Source organism: Rhodanobacter aciditrophus (assembly GCF_050026795.1).
Taxonomy (GTDB): Bacteria; Pseudomonadota; Gammaproteobacteria; order Xanthomonadales; family Rhodanobacteraceae; genus Rhodanobacter_A.
Map to the genome: position 1 here is coordinate 586,615 of NZ_JALBWP010000012.1, position 24,835 is coordinate 611,449.

The window sequence follows — 24,835 nt, forward strand, 5'->3', positions numbered from 1 at the left end:
CTCTTCATGCCAGCATCTTCTCCACCGGCAGCACGAACATCTCGCGCGCACCGGCCTTCTTGATCTCTTCCAGCTGGCGCCAGCTCACCTCGCCCGCGCACAGCGCCTGCAGCATCAGCTGGTCTGGCTGGCCGGCCACCGGCAGCAGGGTCGGCTGCGGCCCGCCGGGCAACAGCCGGGTCACCGCATCCAGCGCGGCGCGCGGGGTCTGCAGCAACAGCAGGCGCGACTCACGCACCTGGATCACGCCGTCCAGCCGCTTCAGCAGCAATTCGACCAGGTCGCCGCGCTCGTCGGCCGGCAGGCTCTGCGGACCGGCCAGCACGGCCTCGCTCTCCAGCAGCACATCGGCCTCGCGCAACTGGTTCGCCGCCAGGGTGCCGCCGCTCTGCACCAGGTCGCAGATCGCATCCGCGGTGCCGAGCTTCGGCGCGATCTCCACCGAACCGGCCAGCGTCACCACGCCCGCCGCGACGCCGTGCTCGCGCAGCCACGCGCCGAGCAGGCCCGGATACGAGGTGGCGATGCGCTGCCCGGCCAGCTGCGCCGGCTCGCGATAGTCGAACTCCTGCGGCACGGCGATGGACAGCCGGCAGCGCCCGAAGCCCAGCGGCCGCAACTCGGCCAGCGGCTCGCTGCCCTCTTCCGCGGTGAGGCGGAACTCGTCGAGCACGTTGCGCCCGACGATGCCGAGTTCGCACACGCCCTGCGCGATCAGGCCCGGTATGTCGTCGTCGCGCACCAGCAGCAGGTCCACCGGCTCGCCCTCGCCGAAGCAGAACAGCTTGTCGCGGCTCTGCCGGAAGGTGAGGCCGCAGCGCTTCAGCAGCTCAAGCGCCGGCTCGGTGAGCCGGCCGGATTTCTGCATCGCGATGCGCAGGCGGTCGCGCGGCTTCATGCGCGCGCCCTCTTGGCCGCGGCACGGCGGCGCGACGCGCGCGCCGCTGCCGCCAGGTAGCCGCCGTTGCCCTGGTTCAGGAAGCGCGCCACCCGGCCGATCGTGGTGATGCTCACGGCGGTACGTTCGTGGATCTCGCGGTAGGACACGCCGTCGAGCAGGTACGGCACCACGCGCCAGCGATCCACCAGCACCTCCAGCTCGGCCGGCGTGCACAGGTCGCGCAGGAATGCGTCCATCTCCTCTACGTCCTTCAGCGACAGCAACGCCTGGCACAGGCTCTGCTCGGCCGACTCGACGGGCGTCTCGGGATCCAGCGATCGACGTTTCATAATGTATTAGCGCGTTAGTACAATGGATCGGCATTGTAGGCAGGGCCGGCACCTGGCGCAAGCGATCCACGTCGCGTTGTGTTCAGCGCGCCGTCGGCGCGCGCCACGCCACCGGCCTGTCCGGCCGGACAGGCGTCGGAATGCGCCGGACGAGGTGCGGCATCGCGCCAACGGCGCGGCGAACCGCCGGCATGGCCGGCGGCCATAAAAAAACCCCGCCGGGGCGGGGTCTTTTTATGGTGCGCGCCGACCGCGACTCAGGCCGACTTCTTCCTCGGCGCGGCCTTCTTGGCAGCCGCCGGCTTCGTCACGGTCGGCTTGGCGCCGACCACGGCCGGCTGCGCGCCGTGCGCGCGGGTGTTGCCGTAGCTGCCGCGGTAGGTCTTGCCGCGACGGGTCTTGCGATCGCCCTTGCCCATGGAAATCTCCTCGATACGTGATGGCGGACCATGATAGCAGCGCCGCCAGCGGCGCCATAGCCGGGCTGCGGGCTCAGCCGTGGCCGCGACGGGCGCAGCCCCGCGACTGGTCCAGGCAGGCTTCCGGGTCGATCTGCACCGTGACGTGCTGCACCCCGAAGCGCTCGCGCAGCAGGCCGTTGATGGCGCGCAGCGCCTGCGCGGCGGCGGCCGGGTCGTGCAGTTCCGCGTGCAGGGTCGCCATCCGCGACCCGGAGGCCAGCTGCCAAACGTGCAGGTGATGGATGCCGCGGATCGAGGCATCGGCGCCGCGCAGTGCGGCCTCCACCTCGCCGCTGTCCAGGCCGTCCGGCACGCCTTCCAGCAGGATGTGGGCGGAGCGACGCAACAGGCGCCACGCGCTGCCCAGGATCAGCGCCGCCACCAGTATCGACAGCAAGGGATCGGCCCACAGCCAGCCGAGCCAGCGGATCGCCAGCGCGGCCAGCACCGCCGCCACCGAGCCGAGCAGATCGCCCAGCACGTGCAGGCTGGCACTGGCCAGGTTCACGTCGTCGTGCGCATGGCCATGCAGGCTGCGCAGGACCAACAGGTTCACCAGCAGGCCGATGACGGCCACCACCAGCATCAGGCCCGACAGGATCTCGCCGGGATGCAGCAGGCGCCGGATCGCCTCCCACACCACCCAGGCCACCAGCACGAACTGGCTGAGGGCGTTGACGAAGCCGACGAGCACCTCCATCCGCCCGTAGCCGTAGCTGCGCCGCGCGTCGGCTGGCCGCAGTGCCATGCGCGCGCCCGCGAAGGCCATCAGCAAGGCCAGCGCGTCCACCATCATGTGGCCGCCATCGGTGAGCAGCGCCAGCGAGCCCGACCACAGGCCGCCAACCACTTCGGCCAGCATGGTCAGCGTGGTCAGCACGAACGCGAGCAGCAGCTGGCGACCGCGCGTGCCGGCATCCCGCGCGTGGTCGTGGCGCTGCGGCGCTCCCGGGTGTGGATGCCCGTGGACGTGGTTGTGATCGCGATCGTGAGTGTGTGCGGCGCTCATGCGCGCATGCTAGGAAGCGCGGGCGGCGTTACACAATCACCGCGCGTGCCTCCGGCGCCGGCTCACCACGGCACGATGCGGCCGCACCGATCGAGATACTGCAGGCCCGGCATCCCGCGCTTCGAGAGCAGCACGTCGACCAGCAGCGGCACGCTCTCCTCGATCGTGAAAGGCGCCCCGGGGCCACCCAGGTCGGTACGGATCCATCCCGGGGCGAGCAGTACCATGGCGCGCTGGCACGCAGCCTCACGCGCGGCGAAGCTGCGCATGAACATGTTCAGCGCGGCCTTGCTGCCGCGGTAGACCTCGCGCATGCCGGTCTCGTTGTTCGCGATGCTGCCCTGCCCGGACGACATCGCGCCGATCAGTCCATCCGCCGGCACGAGGTCCTGCAGCGCTTCGATCACCCGCATCGGGCCGAGCGCATTCGTGGCCATCACGCGGACGAATTCCTCCAACGACACGTCGCCGACCCGCACGGCCTGGTCGTGCGTGGTCGTTCCCGCGTTGACAAAGAGGATGTCGAGCGTCCTGCCCGCCAGGCACCCGCGCAAGGCGGCGATCTGGTCCGGCTCGTTGATATCGAGCGTTTCGATCCGGACCCGGCCCGGGCGTTGCTCGGCGAGCGCATGCAGCGCGGTCCGCGAGCCCGCCCTGACCGTGCCGATGACGTTCCAGCCACGACCGAGGAATTCGGCGGCCATGGCGGCTCCAAGACCGCGCGAAGCGCCGACGAGGAGGATGGTGGGAGCGGATGGCACCGGACGGACGGCCTCAGTGCGCGCACTGCACGCCGTGCACGTGCGCGGCGGCGTGGCCATGCCGGCGATCGAGGTAGAGATTCACGAAATGCGCCGAGGCGACCAGCAGACCGCCGCAGGTGACCAGCGCGCTGTGCACCGCGATCGGATACGCCAGCCCCCAGGTGACGCCCAGCAGCAGCAGCACCAGCCCCGGCGCCGCCAGCAGCAGCGGCAACGGCCGGCGATGCCGGCGGTAACCACCGGCCAGGGTAAACAGCGCCAGCGTGGCGGCGAACATCACGAATCCGCGCTCGAAGCGGTGGCCGGCCAGGAAACCCAGGCCCAGCAGCGGCAGCAGGGTCAGGACGAACGGCAGCAGCGCGCAGTGGATCGCGCAAAGAAACGAGGCCGTGGCTCCCACGCGATCGGCCAGGCGCCACCAGCGCACGGACGTGGAAGCATCGCCCGTGGCGACGCGCCCCATCGGCGCGGGGTCCAACGACACGCTGTCGCCCTTCGCGGGGCTATCGGTCCGGTCCATGCCGGCAATGTTACTTTGTAACATACAGGGCGCACAAGCGGACCGCCGCGGCGGCGCGGCATCAGGACTTGCGGCAGCGCTTGCAGACGCCGTGCACTTCCAGCGTCTGCGCCTGGGCGCGGAAGCCCAGCGCCCTGGCCTGTGCCTCGATCAGCTGGGCCACGCGCGGGTCGCAGACTTCCTCGGCCCCCGAGCAGACGTCGCAGATCAGGAACGGCACCTGGTGCGCCTCGGCCGGGTGATGGCAGGAGACGAAGGCGTTGATCGACTCCAGCTTGTGGATGAACCCCTGCTCCAGCAGGAAATCCAGCGCGCGGTACACCGTGGGCGGCGCCGCGTTGCCGTGCTTTTCGCGCAACTGGTCGAGCAGGTCGTACGCCTTCACCGGTTTCGCCGCGGCGGCCACCAGCTCCAGCACTTCCATGCGCAGCGGGGTCAGGCGCAGGCCGCGCTCCTCGCTGACGTGCGCCACTTCGCGCACGAAACCCTTCGCGTCGTGGTGATGCGAATGATGGGCGTGCGGCTTGCCGGCGGCGTCATGGGCCAAGGTGTCTCTCCTCGCGGACGATCATACATGCAGGTCCGCAGGCAGGAAGATGCGGCCGCTGGCGCGGCATTCAACGCGGCAGCGGCGGCGGCGCGACGCGCGGCCTGCCGCGCCGGCGCAGCAGGAGCACGATCCAGCCGATCGGCCCCAGCACAGCGGCCCAGGCGATGCCTTCCCACGGCCGGCCACGCCACCAGCCCAGCAGCGCGCCTACCGCCACGAACAGCAGGTTCCACCAGAACAGCGCCGCCCAGGGCACCATCGCCCAGAGATTGAGGAATACGTGCCAGAAAGCGCCTGGCGCGTCCGGGTCGACACCCTGCATGGCGCGGGCCAGCAGCTCGTGCATGGTGCCTCCGCCCGGTGGCTGCCGGCCTAACCGCGGGCCAGCAGCAGGGCGTGGTCGATGCGCTTCAGCGCCTCGTCGCGTCCGGCGAGATAGATGGTGTGGTCGATCGACGGCGACACCTGGGTGCCGGTCATCGCCACGCGCAGCGGCTGGGCGATCTTGCCCATGCCCAGTTCCAGTCTGGCGGCCACCTGTTCGATCACGCCATGGATCGGTGCCGGCTTCCACTCGACGGCGGCCAGCAGCGTCGTCGCCGCTTCCAGCACGGCGACGGCGCTGTCGTTCTTCAGGTGCTTGGCGACCGCCTTGTCGTCCCATTCGGCGATCGGGCCGTACCAGACCTTCGCGCGCTCGGCCATCTCCTTCAGCGTGTGCACGCGGTCGCGCAGCGCCACGATCACGTCGGCGGGCGCGGGGCCGTTCGCCACGTCGATGCCGGCGCGCGCCAGATGCCAGGCGAACTCAGGCGCCAGCGCCGCGGGATCGTCGGTCTTGAGGTAATGCTGGTTCAGCCAGTTGAGCTTCTCGGTGTCGAAGCGCGAGGCCGCCTTGTTGACGTCGGCGACGTCGAACAGCCTGACCATCTCCTCGCGCGAGAAGATCTCCTGGTCGCCGTGCGACCAGCCGAGGCGCACCAGGTAGTTGAGGATCGCGTGCGGCAGGTAGCCTTCCTCGCGGTACTCCATCACGCTCACGGAATTGGTGCGCTTGGAGAGCTTCTTGCCCTCCTTGTCGAGGATCATCGGCAGGTGCGCGAACTCCGGCACCGGTGCGCCCAGCGCGTGGTAGATGTTGATCTGGCGCGGCGTGTTGTTGACGTGGTCGTCGCCGCGGATCACTTCGGTGATGCCCATGTCGATGTCGTCCACCACCACGGCGAAGTTGTAGGTGGGCCAGCCGTCGGAGCGGAAGATGACGAGGTCGTCCAGCTCGGCGTTGGCCCACTCCACCCGGCCCTTCACCTTGTCCTCGAACACCACCGAACCCTCCAGTGGGTTGCGGAAGCGGATCACCCGGTTCGGATCGTCGCGGTACGGTTCGTTGCGGTCGCGGTAGTAGCCGTTGTAGCGGGGCTTCTCGCCCCTGGCCATGGCGGCCTCGCGCATCGCCTCGATCTCCTCCTTGCTTTCGTAGGCGTAATACGCCTTGCCCTCGGCGAGCAGGCGCTCGGCCACTTCCCTGTAGCGCGCGAGGCGGTGGGTCTGGTAAATCGGTGCCTCGTCGGCGGAAAGATCGAGCCACGCCATCGCGTCGAGGATCGCCTTGACGGCCTCGTCGGTGGAACGCTCGCGGTCGGTATCCTCGATCCGCAGCAGGAATTCGCCGCCGCGCCGCCGCGCCTCCAGCCAGCAGTACAGCGCGGTGCGGGCGCCGCCGATGTGCAGGAAACCGGTGGGGCTGGGCGCGAAACGGGTGCGGACGGTCATGGAGATTCTGGACATGCGCGTGGAAACCATGGATTTTAGCCGATGCCGCCGTCGGTTACGCCGATGGATCGTCGCGATGAGCCTCGCGCCGGGCTGTTTCGCCGCCGCCGCTGCCGCACTGGACAATCCGGGCTATGACCGCCCTGGCCTCGGCTTCACGCCTGCCGTGCTCGCTCCGGGTTCCGTGACCTGGGAACAGGGCCTGCCCGACGCCAGCCGCGACAGCGGCGGCACGCAATACGCCGCCGATGGCTTGTTGCGGCTGGGCATCGGCCACGCGCTGGAACTGCAACTGGGCAGCTCGTACAACCGCTTCGACCCGCGCGGCGCAGGCAGCAGCGACGGACGCGGCGACACCACGCTGGGCCTGAAATTCGCCCTGCCCGCCCGCGGCGCCTTCAGCTGGGGACTGCTGGGCAGCATGGAATTCACCGACGGCACGCGCGCGTTCCGCAACGCGCGCCGCCAGTACCTGCTGGGCGCCGACGCCAACTGGCAGTGGAGCGCGCGCGGCACGGCGGCGCTGTACCTGGAGAACGTGCGCAGCGGCGGCCGCGACAGCACCCTGCTCGCCGTCAACGACGGCTGTGCGATCACGCCCACGCTCGGCGGCTACGTGGAACTCGCCGTGCAGGACGACGCCGGCGACGGCCACGGCAGCCGCGTCGGCGCAGGCCTGGCATGGATGCCGACGCCGCGCGTGCAACTGGATGCCAGCGCGCGGCACCGTGTCGGTGGCCGCGCCCCCGACTGGGAAGCGGGGCTGGGCGTGTCGGTGTACTTCGGCCACTGAGGGTTCGCGGCTTTTTCGAACCCGGGGCCTGCCGCGGAAGGGTGCCTGCAGGTCGATCACGCCGGTGACCGGTGCACGGCAGCGCCAGCGAAACTTCCCACCGGCCAGGCGCCGTCATCACCACGTCATGTCAGCTTCAAGCGCATGCCATCGCGCCGGGCAAAGCTGCGTGCACCGCCACGCGAGGATTGCCGTCATGCGCATCGGTATCGTCAGCGAAACCTGGCCGCCTGAGATCAATGGCGTGGCGCTCACCGTGCACGGCCTTGCCGCCGGACTCGCCGCGCGGGGACACTCCATCGACGTGGTGCGGCCACGCCAGGCGCGGCGCAGCGTACCCGAACCCGGCTTCGATACCTTGCTCACGCGTGGCGTGGCGCTGCCGCGCTACCCCGGCCTTCGCTTCGGCCTGCCCACCGGGAGCGCCTTGCGCGAACGCTGGACGCAGGAGCGTCCCGATGCGGTGTATGTTGCCACCGAGGGGCCGCTCGGCTGGTCGGCGCTGCGCGTGGCGGGCGCCCTCGGCATCCCGGCGGCCACCGGCTTCCATACACGCTTCGACAGCTACGCCGGACACTACGGATTGCGATGGCTCACGCCGCTGGTGCGCGGCCACCTGCGCCGCTTCCACCGTCGCGCCGCCGCCACCCTGGTGCCCACGGAGGCACTGGCACGCGAACTCGCCGGGCTCGGCGTGGGCAACGCACGCCTGCTGCGCCGCGCGGTGGATACACAGCTGTTCCATCCCGACCGGCGCGACCCCGCGCTGCGCGCGCAGTGGGGCGCCGATGCCGCCACGCCGGTGATGCTGTACGTGGGTCGCATCGCGCCGGAGAAGAATCTCGGGCTGGCGGTGCAGGCCTTCCGCGCCGCGCAGCGGAATCTGCCCGCGATGAAGTACGTGTGGGTGGGCGACGGCCCGGCCCGCGCCGCTCTGCAGGCGGCACACCCTGACTTCGTCTTCACCGGCGTGCAGCGCGGCGAGGCACTGGCGCGGCATATCGCCAGCGCGGACCTGTTCCCCTTCCCCAGCCTCAGCGAAACCTTCGGCAACGTGATCCTGGAGGCGCTGGCCTGCGGCGTGCCGGTGGTGGCCTACCGCGAGGGCGCAGCGCGCGAGCACCTGCGCAGCAACTACAACGGCTACTGCATCGCGTCCGGCAAGGCGGCTGCCTTCGTGGAAGCGACGGTCAGGCTGGCAGGCAATCCCGGCCTGATCCGCCACATGGGCCGGGCCGCACGCGAGAGCATGGCGCGGCTGTCGCCGGAACGGGTGATCCGCGAATTCGAAATCCTGCTGCGCGAACTCGCCGAGGACAGCACCCATGGCCACGCCACCGTCGCCGTCCACGCCTGACGCGCCCCGCTTCGCTTTCGATCGCCGCGTCTGCGTGGCGGCGAACCGCTGGGGCACCCGGCGCGCGGTGGGCGCCTTCTTCGGCCTGGTCAGCCGGCTCGGCGATGGCATGTTCTGGTACGCGCTGATGCTGGCGCTCGCCCTGCTGGACGGCCGGCATGGCCTGCAGGCCGCCATGCACATGGCCGCCACCGGGCTGGCCGCGCTGCTGCTCTACCGCTGGCTGAAACGGCACACGCGCCGGCCGCGCCCGTTCCGCGCCTGCCCCGGCGTGATCGCGCATGTGCCGCCGCTGGACGAATTCAGCTTTCCCTCCGGCCACACCCTGCAGGCGGTGAGTTTCACTGTCGTGGCGCTGGCCTGGTATCCGCTGCTCGCACCACTCTTGCTGGTGTTCACCGTGCTGGTCGCCGCGTCGCGGGTGATCCTCGGCCTGCACTACCCCAGCGACGTGCTGGCGGCGATCGGCATCGGCGGCACGCTCGGCGCGCTGTCGCTGCGGCTGGCGCATGACATCGCCGCATTCGCGTGAGCAATTCCTGCCCATTGCATCACCAGGCCTTGCGCACTCAGGCACTTGCGGCAGCTATCCACAGGCTGTGCCCGCGCGCATCCACACATGCTGTGGAAAACCACCGCCCCGCTGCGCAGGAATTCGCCAGTGCGTGCCAAGTGCCTGTCGGCAAAGCGGCGAAGCGGGCTTGTCCACAGCTTTGTCCGGCAGGCATCCACACCGGCTGTGGAAAACCGCACCGCAGACGCGGCGATGCCGCCCGCAGGCGGCATCGTGCGGTCCGTCATTGCCGGCGCGTCACGCCGCGCGCGGCGCCTTCTGCAGCAGGTTGAGCAGGTCGGCCAGCTTGTCGCGCATCTCGCGGCGGTCGACGATCATGTCGATCGCGCCATGCTCCAGCAGGAACTCGGAACGCTGGAAGCCTTCCGGCAGGGTTTCGCGCACGGTCTGCTCGATCACGCGCGGACCGGCGAAGCCGATCAGCGCCTTCGGCTCGCCGATGTTGATGTCGCCCAGCATGCCCATGCTGGCGGAGACGCCGCCGGTGGAGGGGTTGGTGAGCACGCTGATGTAGGGCACGCCGGCGTCGCGCAGCTTCGCCAGCACCGCCGAGGTCTTGGCCATCTGCATCAGCGAGAACAGGCCTTCCTGCATGCGCATGCCGCCGCTGGCGGCGAAGCACACCAGGGCGCTCTTCTCGGCCAGCGCACGCTCGCCGGCGCGGGCGAACTTCTCGCCGCCCACCGAGCCCATCGAGCCGCCGACGAAGCCGAATTCGAACGCGGTGGCCACCAGCGGGCGGCCCTTCAGCCGGCCGCTCATCGCCACCAGCGAATCCTTCTCGCCGCTGGACTTCTGCGACGCCACGATGCGGTCGCGGTACTTCTTGGAGTCGCGGAACTTCAGCGGGTCGGTGGCCTCCATGCCGGGCCACAGCTCCTGCGCGGAGCCATCGTCCAGCAGGGCGAGCAACCGGGTGCGGGCGCGGATGGCGTGATGGTGCGCACACTTGGGGCAGACCATCAGGTTGCGCTCGAGCTCCGGCTTGTACAGCACCGAACCGCAGCCCGCGCACTTCTCCCACACGCCCTCGGGCACCTTGCCCTTGCCCGCGGGGGAACCCTGCGTGTGCACACGCGGTGTCATGATCTTCTGCAGCCAGTTCATAGCGACGCCTCTGGTGAAGCGCGCATTCTAGCCGAGAACGCCATGCCGCTCCGGACGCCCGCGTGTGGTGGCGCAGGCCATGCGGAGCGGCGCGCAGGTCAGCCCGCGTCCAGCGCGGCGCGGATCGGCGCCAGGAAGCTCCGGGTGCGCTCCGCGGCCTCCTCCGCCGATGCCGCCCCCGCCAGCCGCTCCACCAGCGCGCTACCGATTACCACCGCATCGGCGAAGCCGGCGATGGCCTTCGCGCTCTGCGCGTCGCGCACACCAAAGCCCACCGCCACCGGCGCGGCCGCATGTGCACGCAGGTCGGCCACGCGCGCGGCGATATCCGTCGTGCTGAGCCGCGCCGCGCCGGTGATGCCGGCGAACGACACGTAGTAGAGGAAACCCTCGGCCGCCGCGCACAGTTTCGCCAGGCGCTCCGGCGCCGTGGTGGGTGCGGCGAGGAGGATCTGCCTGAGGCCCGCCTCGCGCAACGGCGCCAGCACCGCCGACTCCTCCAGCGGACAGTCCACCAGCAGCACGCCGTCCACGCCGGCCTGCACCGCTTCCTGCGCGAAGCGTTCGTAACCATGGATCTCGATCGGGTTCAGGTAGCCCATCAGCACCACCGGCGTCTCCCCGTCCTGTTCGCGGAACCCGGCAACCCAGTGCAGCACGTCGGCCAGCCCCGTGCCGGCGGCAATGGCGCGCTCGCTGGCGTGCTGGATCACCGGGCCGTCGGCCATCGGGTCGGAGAACGGCACCCCCAGCTCGATCAGGTCCGCGCCGGAATCCACCAGCGCGTGCATCAGCGCCACGGCGTGCTCGGGCGAAGGGTCGCCGGCAGTGACGAAGGGGATCAGGCCGGTGCGGCCGGCAGCCTTCAGTGCGGCAAAACGGCGATCGATGCGGTTCATACCTGTACCCCCTCGCGCGCGGCGATGGTGTGCACGTCCTTGTCGCCGCGACCGGAGAGGTTGCACAGCACGATGCCGTCCTTCGGGTACTCGCGCGCCAGTTTGATCGCCTGCGCCACGGCGTGGCTGGACTCCAGCGCCGGCAGGATGCCCTCCGTGCGGCACAGCAGGTGGAAGGCCTCCAGCGCCTCCGTGTCGGTGACGCCCACGTACTCGGCGCGGCCGGCGTCCTTGAGGAAGGCATGCTCGGGGCCGACACCAGGGTAGTCGAGGCCGGCGGAGATCGAGTGCGTCTCGGTGATCTGGCCGTCGTCGTCGCACAGCACGTAGGTGCGGTTGCCATGCAGCACGCCGGGCCGGCCAGCGGCCAGCGACGCGGCATGGTGCCCGGTGGCGATGCCCTCGCCCGCCGCCTCGGCGCCGACGATGCGCACCTCGCGGTCGTTGAGGAAGGCGTGGAACAGCCCCATCGCGTTGGAACCGCCGCCCACGCAGGCGGTGAGCACGTCGGGCAGCCGGCCGTACTGCTGCTGCACCTGCGCACGCGCCTCGCGGCCCACGATGGCGTTGAAGTCGCGCACCATCAGCGGATACGGGTGCGGGCCGGCGACGGTGCCGATGATGTAGAAGGTGTCGGCCACGTTGGTGACCCAGTCGCGCATCGCCTCGTTGAGCGCGTCCTTGAGCGTCTTCGAGCCGGACGTCACCGGCACCACCTCGGCGCCGAGCAGCTTCATGCGATAGACGTTGATCTTCTGCCGCTCGATGTCCACCGCGCCCATGTACACCACGCACTTCAGTCCCAGCCGCGCCGCCACCGTGGCGCTGGCCACGCCGTGCTGGCCCGCGCCGGTCTCGGCGATGATGCGGGTCTTGCCCATGTGCCGCGCCACCAGCGCCTGGCCCACGGTGTTGTTGATCTTGTGCGCGCCGGTGTGGTTGAGGTCCTCGCGCTTGAGCAGGATGCGCGCGCCGCCCACGTGCTTCGTCAGCCGCTCGGCGAAATACACCGGGCTGGGCCGGCCCACGTAGTTCGCGAGATCGCGATCGAGTTCGGCGACGAAGGCCGGATCCTGGCGCAGGCGCAGGTAGGCCTCGGTCAATTCGGCCAGCGGCGCCATCAGGGTCTCGGCCACGTAGCTGCCGCCGTACCGCCCGAAGCGGCCCTGGGCATCGGGCCAAGCGTGGAAATCCCGGATTTCGGGCATGTCGATTCCATCCAGAAAGCCAGCAACAGGCTCACACCCTAGCGCCATGCTCGCCCCTGAAAAAGCGAAAAGATCGCATCGATACTTGAGCTAAACTCACGACATGTCGGATCGCGACCTGCCCTCGCTGAACGCCCTGCGCGCCTTCGAGGCCGCCGCGCGGCTGGGCAGCATGAGCCTCGCCGCGCAGGAGCTGCACGTCACCCACGGCGCGGTGAGCCGCCAGGTGCGCGCACTGGAGGAAGCGCTGGGCCAGCCCCTCTTCGTCCGGCAGGGCCGCGGGGTCGCGCTGACCGCGACCGGGCAGCAGTTGCGCGAGCAATGCAGCGCGGCGTTCGGGCAACTGCGCGAGGCCTGGCTGCAGCTGCGGCACGCCCGCGCCGCGGCGCCCTTCGTGCTCGGCTGCTCCGGCAGCGTACTGGCGCGCTGGGTGATCCCGCGGCTGGAACGCCTGCGCCACGATCTGCCCGCGCTGACCTTGCACCTGGCGGTACAGGAGGAGCCGGTCGCCGAGCATCTCGCCGACGTCGATGCCTCGCTGCTGCTGGCCGCACCGCCCTGGCCCGCCGGCTGGGGGGTGCACGAACTCGCGCCGGAGCGGATCGGCCCGGTGCTCAGCCCGCGCTACCCCGGTGCCGACCGCCTGCGCGAACTGCCCGCGAGCGCGTTGTGCGACGAGCCGCTGCTGCATACCGCCTCGCGCCCGCAGGCCTGGCCGGAGTGGGCGCGCGCGATGGGACTCCCGCCCGAATCGCTGCAGCAGGCCCAGGCCCTGCCCCATCTCTACTTCCTGCTGGAGGCCGCCGCAGCCGGATTGGGCGTGGCGATCGCGCCCCAGCCGCTGGTGGCCGACGATCTCGCCAGCGGCCGCCTGCTCGCCCCTTGGGGTTTCCGCGAGACCGCCGCGCGCTGGGTGCTGGCAAGCTCGCGGCACGCCGGCGACGCCCGCATCGCGGCGCTGGCCGGCTGGCTGCGCACGGAGCTGTCGGATCAGAGATAGCGCCGGATGCGCTGGCGCAGCTGTTCCACCTGCCCGGGCGTCAGCTGACCGAGCATGCCGCGGCGCCCCTCCGGGATGTGCGCGGCGACGTCGCCATCGCCGAACACGTAGTGGTCGAGCAGGTTCTTCCAGCCCGCCTTTTCGGCGGGCGTGAGCGCCCCGAAGCCGAGGATGCAGTGGAACAGCGCACCCAGTGCGAGATCCGATGAGCGTCCAGCGTCCGTCGCGGGTTGCCACCAGTAGTTCACCAGCGCGTTGAGCCGTTCCAGCGATTCGACGTGGTGCCACCACATCGGCGGAATGTAGATCGCATCGCCCGGATGCAGCTCTGCCGTCTGCGCCGCGGCCAGCGCCAGCTTCAGGCGCGGGTAACGCGGATCGTCCGGCCGGTCCAGCCGGGCCACGCCGATTGCCGCGCCGGTGGGCGCGAAATCCAGCGGTCCGATGTAGAGGTTCGGCAACTGCTCGGGCGGAAACAGCGTGAAGCGCCGCGCGCCGCACACCACGCAGGCGATGTTGTGATACGCGTCGAAGTGCACCGGCGTGGTGACCCGGTTGCCGATCCACAGCCGCGGCTGCACGCTTGCGTCGATGAACGGCAGCGCGTGCTCCTCGCGGAAGCCCGGCAGGCAGCCGCTGACGAGCGCGCTCTGGATGGCCAATCCCGGCGCGCGCTTCTGCCGGCTGTACTGCGCCAGCCGCTGCAGTCCCTGGGTCAACGGGACGCGATGGTGCTCGTAGTTGAACGCGCCGAGGTCCGGGGTGTAGCCCACGATGCCGTCGTGCTCTGGCGGTATCAGCAGGGTGTCCACCGGCGTGCCGTTGTCGAGTTCGGCCAGCCGCTGCGCGAACGCCGTGTCCGACGCGCGCGCCAGCCGCACGATGGGCCAGCCGCGCACCAGCCCTCGGATCACCAGCGGACGGGCCCGATCGACGAAGTCGGCCGGGCCGAACGACTCGCCGGTGGTGCGGAATTCCTCGATGGCGGCGGGCATGCGTGCTCCGGTCGCGGGCAACGGTCGGGCGATGTTACGGCGCGGCGGCATCCGCCGCGCGCACGGCGGCGATGAAGGCTGCCAGCTTGCCGCGGTCCTTGATGCCGGGCGCCGACTCCACTCCGCTCGCCACGTCCACCGCCCAGGGGCGCACCGCGCGGATCGCCGCGCCGACGTTGTCCGCCTGCAGGCCGCCGGCGATGATCACCGGCTGCCCGAGGTCGCGCGGCAGCAGCGACCAGTCGAAGGCTTTGCCGCTGCCGCCCGCCTCGCCCGCGGCATGGCCGTCCAGCAGCAGTGCGGCGGCGTGCGGGTGATCGCGCAGGTGCGGCAGCGCCGCGGCCCCCTCGCCCATCGCGATGGCCTTGAGCCAGGGGCGGTCGAACTGCGCGCACCAGGCATCCGGTTCGCCGCCGTGGAACTGCAGCAGATCCGGCTGCACCACCGCGATCACCTCTTCGACCAGGGCCGCCTCGTCATCCATGAACAGCGCCACGCTGGCGACGAACGGCGGCAATGCGCGACGGATCGACCGCGCCTGCTTCAGCGTCACCTGACGCCGGCTGCGCGCGGTGAACACCAGCCCGATCGCGTCGGCGCCGAGCCGGGCGGCCAGCAGCGCGTCCTCCACACGGGTCATGCCGCAGCACTTGATGCGGGTCACGGCAGGCATACCTCGGCGGGCAGGCCCCAGTGCGCCTCGTAGCGCGGGCCGATGAAGGTCAATCCCGACGATGGCGCGGTGGGCCCGGCCAGCTCGCGGTTGCGCCCCGCCAGCAGCTCGCCGATCCACTCGACCGGCCGCTCCGCCCGCCCCACCGGCAACAGCGAACCGACGATGTTGCGTACCATGTGGTGCAGGAAGGCGTTCGCCTCGATCTCCACGACCACCATTGCGTCCTCGCGTCGAACGCTCGCCGCCAGCACACAGCGGCGTGGGTGCGCGGCCTGGCAGGAGACCGCGCGGAACGCCGAGAAATCGTGCTCGCCAAGCAGCGCCTGGGCAGCCTCGTGCATGCGCCCGGCATCCAGCGGCAGGCGTTCCCAGGTCACGTAGCGCGCATCCAGCGCCGCACGCACCGGCCGGTTGAGGATGGTGTAGCGGTAGCGCCGGCTGCGTGCGGAAAAACGCGCGTGGAAGTCCCCGGCGACCGGCTGCGCCCACAGCACCGCCATGCTGCGCGGCAGGTTGGAGGTGGCGCCCAGCAGCCAACCGCGCATCGGGCGCGGCACCTCGGTGTCGAAATGCACCACCTGGCAGCGGCCGTGCACGCCGGCGTCGGTGCGGCCCGAACAGGTCACCTCGACCGGCTGCGCGGCCACCTTCGACAAGGCTTCTTCCAGCGCACCCTGCACCGTGTCGCCATGGCTGAGGCGCTGCCAGCCGAGGAAGTCGGTGCCGTCGTATTCGATGCCCAGGGCGATGCGCATGGATCGGTAAGAACCGCGGAAAGTGCGCAGCGTAACAGGCCTCCGCGATCGCGAAAATCAAACGGGCCGGCATGGCCGGCCCGTTTGCATTGACGTCCGGGTCCCTGCGCTCAGTGCAGGTCGTCGAGCATGCGCTTGGCCACGTCGCGCTGCATCTGGCTGCCCTCGTGCAGCACCTCCTCGAGCATCGCGCGGGCGCCGTCGGGATCGCCCATGTCCAGGTAGGCACGGGCCAGATCGAGCTTGGTGTCCACCGGGTCGTCGCTGAAATCGCGCGGCTCGATATCGTGCCCGGCCGGCTGGATCGCCGGCTCCTCGAACTGCCAGCTCGAAGCCGTCTCGCGCAACACCGTCGCATCCTCGTCCACGGCACGATGCGCCGCGGCCGGCTCGGTCTGGTCCGCCCGCTTCGGCGCCACCGCCGGTTCGTGCGTCGGGGTCAGATCGAAGTTGAAGTTGTATTCGCTCACCTTCACCGGATTCGCGGGCAGCGGCGGCGGGCTGGCCGGGGCTGGCGCCGGCACCGGCGCGGCGGCGGGCTCGGCGGCATAGCGGTCGATGTCGAAGCCGTGGTGTGCCTCGACCTCGTCCGCCGGCATGCCGTCGTGCCGGGCGAACAGCGGATGGGCAGGCACCAGGTCCTCGCCCATGCGCACCACTTCCTGCCATTCCTCCTGGTGCGGATCGGTGACGTGGGCATGCATGGCTTCGGCGGCGGCCTCGAAATGCTCGACGTCGCGGCGGCCGTAGTACAGGCTGACCAGTTCCAGGTGCAGGCCGACATCGTCCGGGTGCTCGGCCAGCTGGTCGAGCAACAGGTTCTGGTCGACGTCGTCGGCGTCGGCGGCCGGCGGGACATCGCCGAAACGATCGGCCAGCGACGGCGCCAGCTTCGGCGCCGCCGTCGCGGACTTCGCCTTGCGGCGGCGGCCGAGCAGCGCGCCGAGCAACAGCAGCACGATGGCGATGGCGCCGAGCGCCTGGACCCACAACTGGGTGTACCAGGGCTCCTCGCTGACCGGCGCCGGTGTGGCGGCGGCCGGCTTGAGCGGCGTGGTAGTGGCCGGCCTCGCGGCAGGCGCCGGCTTGGCCGCGGCGGGCGCGGTCGATGCGGCAGCCGGGCTGGTGGCCGACTTGGCGCCCGCCGTCTCGGCCATGCTGCCGGCAGACGGCGCCGTGGCGGCACTGGCCGGCTTTTCCGCCGGTGCAGCCGCGCCAGCCGCAGCCATCGTCGCGCCGGCGGCCGTGGCCGCATGCGCCGGTTCCGCCGGCAGGCCGGCGGCCTTGCGCGCCGCGGCCAGCTTCTGCTGCAGTTCGGCGATCTCGTTGTCCTTGAGCGCCAGCAGGCGCTCGTTCTTGCTGTTGATGTCGCTGAGGTCCTTCAGCCGCGACTTCAGGTCCTCGCCTTGCTGCTGCAGGCTGGCAAGGGTCTCCTGGCTGCGCAGCAGGTCCTGGCGCAGGGCGTTGCCCTTGTCCGAGCCACCTGCCGTCGGCGCGGCCTTGCCCCGCTTCGCCGGCACCAGCGCCAGATGGTCGCCGGTACTGGCCGCCGCGGCCGTGGGCGAGCTGGAGGTGCCGGCGCGCGTGCCGGCGTCGGCCACGGTCACCGGCGTGCTGCTCACGGTACCGCTGCGCCAGTCGCCGTTCTGGCGACGCACTTCCTCGGCGGCAGCGGCCACCGCGACCGCCTCCGCCTCGGCCTTGTCGGGGATGCGCAGCACCGCGCCGGCCTTCAGCGCGTTGATGTTGTCGCGGTAGAACGCGTCGGGGTTGGCCTGCTTGAGCGCCAGCATCATCTGGTTGACGTCGACGCCGGCCGGCGCCGTCTGATGCGCCACCGCGGACAGCGTCTGGCCATGCTCGACCGGCCCGAAACGGCCGTTGTTCACCTGCCCCCCCGCGGTGGCGCCAGCCTGGGCGCCGGCGCGCGCGGCCGGGGCGGCCGCCGGCCGCGCCGTGCGCGAAGATGCTGGCGGACGCGCGGCCACCGGCGCCGGACTGCTTCCGGGCGGGTCGAGCAGGATGGTGTACTCGCGCACGCTCTTGCCGCTGCCGCCGTGGATCTCGATCAGCAGGTCGAGGAACGGATCGTTGACCGCGGCGTCGCTGGTGATGCGGATCACCTTGTGGCCGTTGCTGCCGTCGACCACGTTGAACTGCAGGGGAATCGAGGGCCGTCCCCCGGCGACGCCGGCACGCGCGAACTCATCGCCCGAGGCCAGCTGCACGCTGAGCTGCTGCAGTTCGGCCGGGGTGGCCTTCCGCACCGGAATCTCCGCCAGCAGCGGCTGACCCAGCGCCGACTTGACCTGGATCTGGCCCAGGTCCAGCGCCAGGGCATGGCCGCTGCCAAGGGCCAATGCCACCAGCAGCGGCAGTTTCAACGAACGATTCATCACGCGCTCCCCCGAACAAGACCGGCGCCTGGTGAGGCCGCCACAATGGCGGCACTTCGCCCGGACGAGGCGCCACTTTAGTTAGATGCGGACGGATCAACAATAGCCGGATCGCAGACTTGCGACGCATTGCTGCCGCGCATTCCAGAACCGGCGGGGGCAGCCGGCGCCCTCAGCGCCCCTTGCCGGCGGCCGCCCCGGCCTGCTGCGCTGCCTGCAGCTGGCGCTGCAGTTCGGCGATTTCCGCATCCTGCTGCCGGAGCCGCTGCGCGTCTGCACGGCTGCCGGACTCCTGCGCGGCAACGTCGTGCTGCAGGCGTTGCACCTCGGTGCGTTGCCGGGCGAGCGCGTCGGCCTTCCGGTGCACGGGGTTGGCACTGCGCGCCGCATCAGCCATCGGCCGCCGCGCATGCGCCCAGGCCGGCGCGGCCGCGAGCACGACGGCCAGCGCCAGCCAGCCGATGCCGCGCCTCACAGGTAGTCCCCGATCAGCAGTTCGGCGATCTGCACCGCGTTCAGCGCCGCGCCCTTGCGGATGTTGTCCGAGACGATCCACAGGTCGAGGCCGCGCTCGTGCGAGATGTCCTCGCGGATGCGGCCCACGTAGACCGGGTCCTTGCCGGCCACGTCGCCCACCGGGGTGGGATAGCCGCCGGCCTTGCGTTCGTCCATCACCACCACACCCTCGGCCTGCTCCAGCAGCGCGCGGGCCTGCTCCACGGTGATCTTGTCGCGGGTCTCGATGTGCACCGCCTCGGAATGCCCGTAGAACACCGGCACGCGCACCGCGGTGGGGTTCACGGCGATGGACTCGTCCTCGAGGATCTTGCGCGTCTCCCACACCATTTTCATTTCTTCCTTGGTGTAGCCGTTGGGCTGGAAGTCGTCGATGTGCGGGATCACGTTGAAGGCGATCTGCTTGGGGAACTTGGCCTTCTCCACCTCCTGGAAGTTGAGCAGCGCCGCGGTCTGCCTGCCCAGCTCCTCCATGCCCGAGCGGCCGGCGCCGGACACCGACTGGTAGGTAGCGACATTGATGCGCTCGATGCCCACTGCACGGTGGATCGGCGCCAGCGCCACCAGCATGCCCATGGTCGAGCAGTTCGGGTTGGCGATGATGCCGCGGGTGGTGTATTGGGCGATGGCGTGCGGGTTCACCTCGCTCACCACCAGCGGGATGTCGTCCTGGTAGCGGAACTCGGAGGTGTTGTCGATCACCACCGCACCGGCCGCCGCCGCCCGCGGCGCGTGCGCCTTGCTCACCGAGCCGCCAGCCGAGAAGAAGGCGATGTCCACGCCCGCGAAGTCGTAATCGGCCAGGTTGCGCACGGTCACCTGTTTGCCCGCGAACTCCACCTTGCCGCCGGCCGAACGCTCGCTGGCCAGCGGCACCAGCTCGCTGACCGGGAAGTTGCGTTCGGCGAGGATGGCGAGCAGGGTCTCGCCCACGGCACCGGTGGCGCCGACCATCGCAACCTTGTAACTGCTCTTCTTGCTCATCAGGCGCTGCTCGTCAGGTTAGTTCTTGGTGGGGTGGAAAAGTCACGCCGGCCGCGGCCAGCGCTTCGGGATTCAAAAGGTTCGGCGGATGCCCGGCATGCGGGCCATGACCGAAGAACGCCAGCACATTGTCCACCGCCACGGCGGTCATCGCGCGGCGGGTATCGGTCGTGGCGCTGGCGATATGCGGGCTGAGCAGCACGTTGTCGAGCGCCAGCAGGTCGGGATGCACGTTCGGCTCGCCCTCGAACACGTCCAGACCGGCGGCAGCGAGCCGGCCCTCGCGCAAGGCAGCGGCCAGCGCCGCGTCGTCCATGATGCCGCCGCGCGCCACGTTCACCAGCACCGCGGTGGGCTTCATCTGCGCCAGCTCGGCGGCGCCGATGGCATGGCGGGTTTCCGGCGTCAGCGGCAACACCAGCACGAGGCAGTCCGACTCGCGCAGCAGGGTGGCCTTGTCCACGTAGCGGGCGCGGCATTCGCGCTCGATGGCTTCCGGCAGACGCGAACGGTTGTGGTAGAGCACCGGCATGCCGAAGCCCTGCGCGCGCCGCGCGACGGCCTGGCCGATGCGGCCCATGCCGAGGATGCCCAGCGTGCGGCCGCGCACGTCCGTGCCCAGCCAGCCCTTGAACTCGGTAGCCTGCCACTGCCCCGCGCGCAGCCAGCGCTCGGCCGCGCCCATACGGCGCGCCGCGCCCAACAGCAGCGCCCAGGCGTAATCGGCCACGCTCTCGTTGAGCACGTCGGCGGTGTTGCTGGCGGCGATGCCGGCGGCGCCAAGCGCGGCGAGGTCGAGGTTGTCGTAGCCCACGGCAAGATTGGCGACGATGCGCAGGCGCTTCGCGCCGGCCAGCTCGGCCGCGCCCACGTGCTCCTTCAGGCCCACGATGGCGGCGTCGCAGCCGGCCAGTTTCGCGGCCAGTTCGGCGGGCGCGAACTTGACTTCCCCCGGCTCCGCCGATACGCGGAAATGCGGTTCAAGCCGGGCAATCACCTCCGGAAAGGTCGGACGCGAGATCCATACGGCGGGCTTGGCAGCCGTCCCCATCCGGTCAGGCCCCGGCGGCCGGCAGGATTTCGTCGGCGATCCAGAACCACGCCAACGCCATGCCGAACAGGGTGCCCACCAGCCACAGCAACCAGCGCCGCCGGCGCCAGACGTCCCGGAAGGCCGAGAGCTGCACCGGCACATCCACCAGGTAGGCTGCGCAGTAGCACACGTTGGCCAGCACGGCGAGCACGAACAGCGCGAGCAGGTGCTCGACGCCGAGCAGCCCGCGCAGGCGTGTCCACGCCGCCACCAGCCAGCCCAGGACCACGGCGGCCAGCGCGAGGTTGTAGCCGACGCGCCGCGGCTCCCAGTAGCGGATGGCGTCGCTGAGCACGTTGCCCGGCGGCGGTTGCGAACCGGTATGCGGTGCGGCTGGCATGCTCATGGTCGGCGGACCCTCTCAGGGAATGCGCGGCGCCACCTCGCCCACGTCGCCGCACTGCGCGCGGTGGCGCAGCGCGTGGTCCATCAGTACCAGCGCCATCATCGCCTCGGCGATGGGCGTGGCGCGAATGCCGACGCAGGGATCGTGGCGACCCTTGGTGACCACTTCCACCGGCTCGCCGGCCAGGTTCACGCTGTGGCCGGGGATCAGGATGCTGGAGGTGGGCTTCAGCGCGATCGAGGCGACCACCGCCTGCCCCGTGCTGATGCCGCCAAGGATGCCACCGGCATGATTGGACGTAAAGCCGTCCAAATGCATCTCGTCGCGGTGCTCGCTGCCGCGTTGCGCGACGGCAGCGAAGCCGTCGCCGATCTCCACGCCCTTCACCGCGTTGATCGACATCAGCGCGCTGGCGAGGTCGCCGTCCAGCTTGCCGTAGACCGGCTCACCCCAGCCCGGCGGCACGCCCTCGGCCACCACGCTGACGCGCGCACCGGCCGAGTCGCCGGACTTGCGCAGCGCGTCCATGGCCTTTTCCAGCTCGGGCACCTGTTCGGCACAGGGCCAGAAGAACGGGTTCTGCCCCACCGCGGACCAGTCGAAGCCGGCCGGCACGATCCCGCCGAGCTGCGCGAGATAGCCGCGCACGCGCACGCCGTAGCGTTCGGCCAGCCACTTCTTGGCGATCACCGCGGCAGCGACCCGCATGGTCGTCTCGCGCGCCGAGGAACGCCCGCCGCCGCGCGGGTCGCGGATGCCGTACTTCTGCCAGTAGGTGTAGTCGGCATGGCCCGGGCGGAAGGTCGAGGCGATGTCGCCGTAGTCCTTGCTGCGCTGGTCGGTGTTGCGGATCAGCAGCGCGACCGGCGTGCCGGTGGTGCGGCCCTCGTACACGCCGGACAGGATCTCCACCTCGTCCGCCTCGCGCCGCTGCGAGGTGTGGCGCGACTTGCCGGTGGCGCGGCGGTCGAGGTCGTGGCGGAACTCCTCCGCATCGATCGGCAGGCCAGGCGGGCAGCCGTCGATCACGCAGCCGATCGCCGGCCCGTGGCTCTCGCCGAAGGTGGTGACGGTGAACAGCTTGCCGAAGGAATTGCTGGACACGGGATTTGGACGTCCATCCGGGGGACTGGGCTTCACAGCTTAACCGTGTTGGGGTTCTGTTGCTTGCGTCTGGGTGGATGCGCGTGGCGCTGGTTTTCGTTCGTTGGCTCTTGTTGCTGGCGGCGGTGGCGGGTTTTGCACCTTGGTTTGCTGGATTTTCGGCGCTGGGAGGGAGGTGGTTTCGGGCGCCGGCCGCGAGGGATTGGGCGGTGGACGCCTGTCCGCCAGGGACAGAGCGGTTTCGGTCGCCTGCCCGCAAGGAACAAGGCGGTTTCGGACGCCTGCCGCGGCCCGAAACCGCTCTGTCACTCGCAGGAACTGCCATGAACAAAAGGAGGAGAAAAGCTCAATGGCGCCCCCGCCACTCCTCAGCCAGCATCGCGTAGATCGCGTCGTCCGCCCACGCCTCGCCATCGCGCCAGCTTTCGCGGAAATGCGCCTCCTTGCACATGCCCAGGCGCTCCAAGAGCCTCACGCAGGCAAGGTTGCGCGGATCGACCGAGGCGTAGACGCGGTGGCGCCGCAGGTCGTCGAACACCATCGCCAGCACGGCATGCACCGCCTCCGCAGCCAGGCCGCGCCGCTGGTGCGCCGGCGACAGCGTGACGCCGAATTCCACCGTATCGGCATCCACGAAATGCAGGCCCAGGTCGCCAACGAGTTTGCCGGTTTCGCGCAGACGGATGGCGAACTGGAACCAGCTGCCTGGCGTGTCGAACGCCACGGCCCGCTGGCGCTCGATGAAACGCACGGCCTCGTCGGGTGAAACCGGTCGCCAGCCCTGGTAACGGCACACCGCCGGGTCGGCGCGGTAGGCGAACAGCGCGGCGGCATCGCCATGGCGCAGCGCGTCGAGCCGCAGCCGTGCCGTGACAAGTTCCATCGGCTCAGCGGCGTGCGGCCACGGCGGCACGGATCGCCGCCTTGTGCTCGACCAGATCACGCCGCTCCAGCGCGAACACGCCCATCGGGCCCACCTTGAACTCGATCCACACGAACGGCACTTCGGGCAGCAGCGCGGCCAGTGCGTGCTCGCTCTCGCCCACCTCGACGATCAAGAGGCCGTCGTCGGTCAGCAGGTCGGCAGCCTCGTCGAGGATGCGCAGGCAGATGTCCAGGCCGTCCTGGCCCGAGGTGAGGCCGAGCTTGGGCTCGTGCGCGTACTCGCCGGGCAGCGCCGCGTATTCGTCCTCGGTGACATAGGGCGGGTTCGACACGATCAGGTCGTACCTGCGCCCACGCACAGCCTCGAACAGGTCGGACTTCACCGCCTCGACACGCGACTCGACGTGCTGGAACGCGATGTTCTCGCGCGCCAGCGACAGCGCCTCGTCGCTGATGTCCACGATGTCCACGCGCCAGTCCGGGTTGTACTCGGCCATCGCGATGCCGATGCAGCCCGAGCCGGTGCACAGGTCCAGCGCGCGCTCCACGTGGCGTTCGTCCAGCCACGGCGCGAATCCGGATTCGATCAGTTCGGCGATCGGCGAGCGCGGCACCAGCGCGCGGCGGTCGCTCTTGAACTTCAGCCCGGCGAACCAGGTCTCGCCGACCAGGTAGGCCACCGGCAGGCGCTCGTTGACGCGCCGCTCGATCAGTGCCAGCACACGCGCGCGCTCCTCCGACGTGAGCTTGCCCGCGCCGTAGGCCGGCGGGATGTCCGGCGGCAGGTGCAGGCTGGCCAGCACCAGGTGGGTGGCCTCGTCGATGGGGTTGTCGTGGCTGTGGCCGAAGGTCAGCCCGGCGGCCGAGAAGCGGCTGGCGCCGTAGCGGATGAAGTCGATGATGGTGGCGAGTTCGGCGGTCACGGGCGGCCCACGGCACGGCAAAAGGCCGCTGATTATAGGCGCTGGCCCCGTATACTGGCCGGATGACTTTCAAGGTTTTCCTCCAGTACGCCCTTCCCCATCGCTTCCTGTCGCGCCTGGTCTACTGGGGCACCCGCTGGACGTTCGCGCCGTGGAAGAACTGGCTGATCGGCACCATCGTGCGCAACTACGGCGTGGACATGGCCGAGGCGGCGCAGCCCGATCCGCTGGCCTACCAGCACTTCAACGCCTTCTTCACCCGCAAGCTCAATGCCGGCGCACGGCAGGCGGATGCCGATCCGGCCGCCCTGCTCTCGCCCGCCGACGGCCGCATCAGCCAGGCCGGGAAGATCGTCGACGGGCGCATCTTCCAGGCCAAGGGGCAGGACTACAGCGCCGCCGAACTGCTGGGCGACGAGGCCGCCGCCGCCCCGTACCGCAACGGCCGCTTCGCCACCATCTACCTGTCGCCGCGCGACTACCACCGCGTGCACATGCCGCTGGCCGGCACGCTGCGCGAAACCGTGCACGTGCCGGGGCGCATCTTCAGCGTGGCGCCGTTCGCGGTGGAGGCGATCCCGCGCCTGTTCGCGCGCAACGAGCGGCTGGTGTGCCATTTCGACAGCCCGCGCGGCCCGTTCGCGGTGGTGATGGTGGGCGCGATCCTGGTGTCGTCGGTCGCCACCGTGTGGGACGGGCTGGTAATCCCGCCCTATGCATCCGCGATCCGGCGCAAGTCGTTCACCGGGCAGGACATCGCGCTCCGCCGTTTCGCCGAAATGGCGCGCTTCAACATGGGCTCCACCGTGATAGTGCTGCTGCCCGAAGGCATGGCCGAACTGGACGCGCTGCAGCCGCAGCAGGCGGTGAGGGTGGGTCAGCGGCTGGGACTGTGCACGAGCACAAACTGACGCGAC

28 protein-coding genes are annotated in these 24,835 nt (G+C 70.4%); 5 read left to right on the forward strand and 23 right to left on the reverse strand.

Annotated elements, in window-relative coordinates; genetic code table 11:
* Positions 1-4: 4 nt before the first annotated feature.
* From hisG to gltX, 9 genes are all read right to left on the reverse strand, one after another.
* A complete protein-coding gene (gene hisG, locus ACQGNW_RS15790; RefSeq protein ID WP_426664177.1) occupies positions 5-898 on the reverse strand; it encodes an ATP phosphoribosyltransferase in 894 nt (297 codons plus the stop codon).
* Positions 895-1,230, reverse strand: a complete 336-nt coding sequence (locus tag ACQGNW_RS15795; RefSeq protein WP_426664178.1) for a YerC/YecD family TrpR-related protein — start codon at positions 1,228-1,230, stop codon at positions 895-897. The genes hisG and ACQGNW_RS15795 overlap by 4 nt, the downstream gene beginning before the upstream one ends.
* Before the next feature lie 257 nt (positions 1,231-1,487).
* Positions 1,488-1,649 (reverse strand): 30S ribosomal protein THX, encoded by a 162-nt coding sequence (locus ACQGNW_RS15800; protein WP_426664179.1) that lies wholly within the window; start codon positions 1,647-1,649, stop codon positions 1,488-1,490.
* 73 nt (positions 1,650-1,722) lie between these two features.
* Positions 1,723-2,700 (reverse strand): cation diffusion facilitator family transporter, encoded by a 978-nt coding sequence (locus ACQGNW_RS15805; protein ID WP_426664180.1) that lies wholly within the window; start codon positions 2,698-2,700, stop codon positions 1,723-1,725.
* A 62-nt stretch (positions 2,701-2,762) separates the two neighbouring features.
* Entirely contained in the window at positions 2,763-3,521 is a 759-nt protein-coding gene (locus ACQGNW_RS15810; RefSeq protein WP_426664181.1) for an SDR family oxidoreductase, read from the reverse strand.
* Positions 3,475-3,927 carry a MerC domain-containing protein gene (locus ACQGNW_RS15815; RefSeq protein WP_426664782.1) on the reverse strand — a complete coding sequence of 151 codons (453 nt, stop codon included), beginning with the start codon at positions 3,925-3,927 and terminating at the stop codon, positions 3,475-3,477. The genes ACQGNW_RS15810 and ACQGNW_RS15815 overlap by 47 nt, the downstream gene beginning before the upstream one ends.
* Positions 3,928-4,045: 118 nt before the next feature.
* Positions 4,046-4,531 (reverse strand): transcriptional repressor, encoded by a 486-nt coding sequence (locus ACQGNW_RS15820; protein WP_426664182.1) that lies wholly within the window; start codon positions 4,529-4,531, stop codon positions 4,046-4,048.
* A 70-nt stretch (positions 4,532-4,601) separates the two neighbouring features.
* Positions 4,602-4,880 (reverse strand): hypothetical protein, encoded by a 279-nt coding sequence (locus ACQGNW_RS15825; protein WP_426664183.1) that lies wholly within the window; start codon positions 4,878-4,880, stop codon positions 4,602-4,604.
* 26 nt (positions 4,881-4,906) lie between these two features.
* Positions 4,907-6,307 (reverse strand): glutamate--tRNA ligase, encoded by a 1,401-nt coding sequence (gltX, locus tag ACQGNW_RS15830; protein WP_426664184.1) that lies wholly within the window; start codon positions 6,305-6,307, stop codon positions 4,907-4,909.
* Positions 6,308-6,383: 76 nt separating this feature from the next.
* On the opposite strand from gltX, the gene ACQGNW_RS15835 reads away from it, so the two are divergent.
* From ACQGNW_RS15835 to ACQGNW_RS15845, 3 genes are all read left to right on the forward strand, one after another.
* The gene (locus ACQGNW_RS15835) at positions 6,384-7,100 is read left to right on the forward strand and encodes a transporter (RefSeq protein ID WP_426664186.1); all 717 of its coding nucleotides are present in this window, start codon (positions 6,384-6,386) and stop codon (positions 7,098-7,100) included.
* A gap of 196 nt (positions 7,101-7,296) precedes the next feature.
* On the forward strand, positions 7,297-8,457 hold the full coding sequence (locus ACQGNW_RS15840; RefSeq protein ID WP_426664187.1) for a glycosyltransferase family 4 protein: 1,161 nt from the start codon (positions 7,297-7,299) through the stop codon (positions 8,455-8,457).
* Positions 8,426-8,989: a phosphatase PAP2 family protein gene (locus ACQGNW_RS15845; RefSeq protein ID WP_426664188.1), complete on the forward strand. Its 564-nt coding sequence runs from the start codon at positions 8,426-8,428 to the stop codon at positions 8,987-8,989. The genes ACQGNW_RS15840 and ACQGNW_RS15845 overlap by 32 nt, the downstream gene beginning before the upstream one ends.
* Before the next feature lie 279 nt (positions 8,990-9,268).
* Here ACQGNW_RS15845 and accD read toward each other — a convergent pair whose 3' ends face one another.
* The 3 genes from accD to trpB form a co-directional block, all read right to left on the reverse strand.
* The gene (gene accD / locus ACQGNW_RS15850) at positions 9,269-10,138 is read right to left on the reverse strand and encodes an acetyl-CoA carboxylase, carboxyltransferase subunit beta (RefSeq protein ID WP_426664189.1); all 870 of its coding nucleotides are present in this window, start codon (positions 10,136-10,138) and stop codon (positions 9,269-9,271) included.
* A gap of 98 nt (positions 10,139-10,236) precedes the next feature.
* Positions 10,237-11,037: a tryptophan synthase subunit alpha gene (gene trpA, locus ACQGNW_RS15855; RefSeq protein WP_426664190.1), complete on the reverse strand. Its 801-nt coding sequence runs from the start codon at positions 11,035-11,037 to the stop codon at positions 10,237-10,239.
* Positions 11,034-12,245 carry a tryptophan synthase subunit beta gene (gene trpB / locus ACQGNW_RS15860; RefSeq protein ID WP_426664191.1) on the reverse strand — a complete coding sequence of 404 codons (1,212 nt, stop codon included), beginning with the start codon at positions 12,243-12,245 and terminating at the stop codon, positions 11,034-11,036. The genes trpA and trpB overlap by 4 nt, the downstream gene beginning before the upstream one ends.
* Positions 12,246-12,348: 103 nt before the next feature.
* On the opposite strand from trpB, the gene ACQGNW_RS15865 reads away from it, so the two are divergent.
* Positions 12,349-13,245 carry a LysR family transcriptional regulator gene (locus tag ACQGNW_RS15865; protein WP_426664193.1) on the forward strand — a complete coding sequence of 299 codons (897 nt, stop codon included), beginning with the start codon at positions 12,349-12,351 and terminating at the stop codon, positions 13,243-13,245.
* Here the strand turns inward: ACQGNW_RS15865 and ACQGNW_RS15870 are convergent.
* From ACQGNW_RS15870 to prmB, 11 genes are all read right to left on the reverse strand, one after another.
* Positions 13,236-14,240, reverse strand: a complete 1,005-nt coding sequence (locus ACQGNW_RS15870; protein ID WP_426664194.1) for a cupin-like domain-containing protein — start codon at positions 14,238-14,240, stop codon at positions 13,236-13,238. The genes ACQGNW_RS15865 and ACQGNW_RS15870 overlap by 10 nt on opposite strands.
* A gap of 34 nt (positions 14,241-14,274) precedes the next feature.
* Positions 14,275-14,904: a phosphoribosylanthranilate isomerase gene (locus ACQGNW_RS15875; RefSeq protein WP_426664195.1), complete on the reverse strand. Its 630-nt coding sequence runs from the start codon at positions 14,902-14,904 to the stop codon at positions 14,275-14,277.
* On the reverse strand, positions 14,901-15,671 hold the full coding sequence (gene truA / locus ACQGNW_RS15880) for a tRNA pseudouridine(38-40) synthase TruA (protein ID WP_426664196.1): 771 nt from the start codon (positions 15,669-15,671) through the stop codon (positions 14,901-14,903). Before truA ends, ACQGNW_RS15875 begins: the two co-directional genes overlap by 4 nt.
* Positions 15,672-15,781: 110 nt before the next feature.
* On the reverse strand, positions 15,782-18,067 hold the full coding sequence (locus ACQGNW_RS15885) for a motility hub landmark protein FimV (RefSeq protein ID WP_426664197.1): 2,286 nt from the start codon (positions 18,065-18,067) through the stop codon (positions 15,782-15,784).
* A 172-nt stretch (positions 18,068-18,239) separates the two neighbouring features.
* The gene (locus ACQGNW_RS15890; protein ID WP_426664198.1) at positions 18,240-18,542 is read right to left on the reverse strand and encodes a hypothetical protein; all 303 of its coding nucleotides are present in this window, start codon (positions 18,540-18,542) and stop codon (positions 18,240-18,242) included.
* Positions 18,539-19,567 carry an aspartate-semialdehyde dehydrogenase gene (locus ACQGNW_RS15895; RefSeq protein ID WP_426664199.1) on the reverse strand — a complete coding sequence of 343 codons (1,029 nt, stop codon included), beginning with the start codon at positions 19,565-19,567 and terminating at the stop codon, positions 18,539-18,541. Before ACQGNW_RS15895 ends, ACQGNW_RS15890 begins: the two co-directional genes overlap by 4 nt.
* A gap of 13 nt (positions 19,568-19,580) precedes the next feature.
* Positions 19,581-20,618: a 2-hydroxyacid dehydrogenase gene (locus tag ACQGNW_RS15900; RefSeq protein WP_426664200.1), complete on the reverse strand. Its 1,038-nt coding sequence runs from the start codon at positions 20,616-20,618 to the stop codon at positions 19,581-19,583.
* Between the two features lie 4 nt (positions 20,619-20,622).
* Entirely contained in the window at positions 20,623-21,006 is a 384-nt protein-coding gene (locus tag ACQGNW_RS15905) for a hypothetical protein (RefSeq protein ID WP_426664201.1), read from the reverse strand.
* Positions 21,007-21,021: 15 nt separating this feature from the next.
* Positions 21,022-22,110, reverse strand: coding sequence for a chorismate synthase (gene aroC, locus ACQGNW_RS15910; protein WP_426664202.1), 1,089 nt, complete (start codon positions 22,108-22,110; stop codon positions 21,022-21,024).
* Between the two features lie 346 nt (positions 22,111-22,456).
* Positions 22,457-22,993, reverse strand: coding sequence for a GNAT family N-acetyltransferase (locus ACQGNW_RS15915; protein WP_426664203.1), 537 nt, complete (start codon positions 22,991-22,993; stop codon positions 22,457-22,459).
* A 4-nt stretch (positions 22,994-22,997) separates the two neighbouring features.
* Positions 22,998-23,918 (reverse strand): 50S ribosomal protein L3 N(5)-glutamine methyltransferase, encoded by a 921-nt coding sequence (gene prmB, locus ACQGNW_RS15920; protein WP_426664205.1) that lies wholly within the window; start codon positions 23,916-23,918, stop codon positions 22,998-23,000.
* Positions 23,919-23,980: 62 nt separating this feature from the next.
* Here prmB and asd point away from each other — a divergent pair, with 62 nt between their 5' ends.
* Complete coding sequence (asd, locus tag ACQGNW_RS15925) at positions 23,981-24,829, forward strand: archaetidylserine decarboxylase (protein WP_426664206.1); 849 nt, start codon at positions 23,981-23,983, stop codon at positions 24,827-24,829.
* The last annotated feature ends 6 nt before the right edge of the window (positions 24,830-24,835 follow it).

What these genes read in the sequence shown, in the direction of transcription:
- ACQGNW_RS15885 (WP_426664197.1), bottom strand. Translation starts at nt 18,067, where the DNA reads ATGAATCGTTCGTTGAAACTGCCGCTGCTGGTGGCATTGGCCCTTGGC.
- ACQGNW_RS15805 (WP_426664180.1), bottom strand. Translation starts at nt 2,700, where the DNA reads ATGAGCGCCGCACACACTCACGATCGCGATCACAACCACGTCCACGGG.
- ACQGNW_RS15840 (WP_426664187.1), top strand. Translation starts at nt 7,297, where the DNA reads ATGCGCATCGGTATCGTCAGCGAAACCTGGCCGCCTGAGATCAATGGC.
- hisG (WP_426664177.1), bottom strand. Translation starts at nt 898, where the DNA reads ATGAAGCCGCGCGACCGCCTGCGCATCGCGATGCAGAAATCCGGCCGG.
- ACQGNW_RS15895 (WP_426664199.1), bottom strand. Translation starts at nt 19,567, where the DNA reads ATGAGCAAGAAGAGCAGTTACAAGGTTGCGATGGTCGGCGCCACCGGT.
- truA (WP_426664196.1), bottom strand. Translation starts at nt 15,671, where the DNA reads ATGCGCATCGCCCTGGGCATCGAATACGACGGCACCGACTTCCTCGGC.
- ACQGNW_RS15800 (WP_426664179.1), bottom strand. Translation starts at nt 1,649, where the DNA reads ATGGGCAAGGGCGATCGCAAGACCCGTCGCGGCAAGACCTACCGCGGC.
- trpB (WP_426664191.1), bottom strand. Translation starts at nt 12,245, where the DNA reads ATGCCCGAAATCCGGGATTTCCACGCTTGGCCCGATGCCCAGGGCCGC.
- trpA (WP_426664190.1), bottom strand. Translation starts at nt 11,037, where the DNA reads ATGAACCGCATCGATCGCCGTTTTGCCGCACTGAAGGCTGCCGGCCGC.
- asd (WP_426664206.1), top strand. Translation starts at nt 23,981, where the DNA reads ATGACTTTCAAGGTTTTCCTCCAGTACGCCCTTCCCCATCGCTTCCTG.
- ACQGNW_RS15815 (WP_426664782.1), bottom strand. Translation starts at nt 3,927, where the DNA reads ATGGGGCGCGTCGCCACGGGCGATGCTTCCACGTCCGTGCGCTGGTGG.
- ACQGNW_RS15900 (WP_426664200.1), bottom strand. Translation starts at nt 20,618, where the DNA reads ATGGGGACGGCTGCCAAGCCCGCCGTATGGATCTCGCGTCCGACCTTT.
- ACQGNW_RS15795 (WP_426664178.1), bottom strand. Translation starts at nt 1,230, where the DNA reads ATGAAACGTCGATCGCTGGATCCCGAGACGCCCGTCGAGTCGGCCGAG.
- ACQGNW_RS15865 (WP_426664193.1), top strand. Translation starts at nt 12,349, where the DNA reads ATGTCGGATCGCGACCTGCCCTCGCTGAACGCCCTGCGCGCCTTCGAG.
- ACQGNW_RS15810 (WP_426664181.1), bottom strand. Translation starts at nt 3,521, where the DNA reads ATGGCCACGCCGCCGCGCACGTGCACGGCGTGCAGTGCGCGCACTGAG.
- ACQGNW_RS15915 (WP_426664203.1), bottom strand. Translation starts at nt 22,993, where the DNA reads ATGGAACTTGTCACGGCACGGCTGCGGCTCGACGCGCTGCGCCATGGC.
- ACQGNW_RS15870 (WP_426664194.1), bottom strand. Translation starts at nt 14,240, where the DNA reads ATGCCCGCCGCCATCGAGGAATTCCGCACCACCGGCGAGTCGTTCGGC.
- accD (WP_426664189.1), bottom strand. Translation starts at nt 10,138, where the DNA reads ATGAACTGGCTGCAGAAGATCATGACACCGCGTGTGCACACGCAGGGT.
- ACQGNW_RS15825 (WP_426664183.1), bottom strand. Translation starts at nt 4,880, where the DNA reads ATGCACGAGCTGCTGGCCCGCGCCATGCAGGGTGTCGACCCGGACGCG.
- gltX (WP_426664184.1), bottom strand. Translation starts at nt 6,307, where the DNA reads ATGACCGTCCGCACCCGTTTCGCGCCCAGCCCCACCGGTTTCCTGCAC.
- ACQGNW_RS15845 (WP_426664188.1), top strand. Translation starts at nt 8,426, where the DNA reads ATGGCCACGCCACCGTCGCCGTCCACGCCTGACGCGCCCCGCTTCGCT.
- ACQGNW_RS15835 (WP_426664186.1), top strand. Translation starts at nt 6,384, where the DNA reads ATGAGCCTCGCGCCGGGCTGTTTCGCCGCCGCCGCTGCCGCACTGGAC.
- ACQGNW_RS15905 (WP_426664201.1), bottom strand. Translation starts at nt 21,006, where the DNA reads ATGAGCATGCCAGCCGCACCGCATACCGGTTCGCAACCGCCGCCGGGC.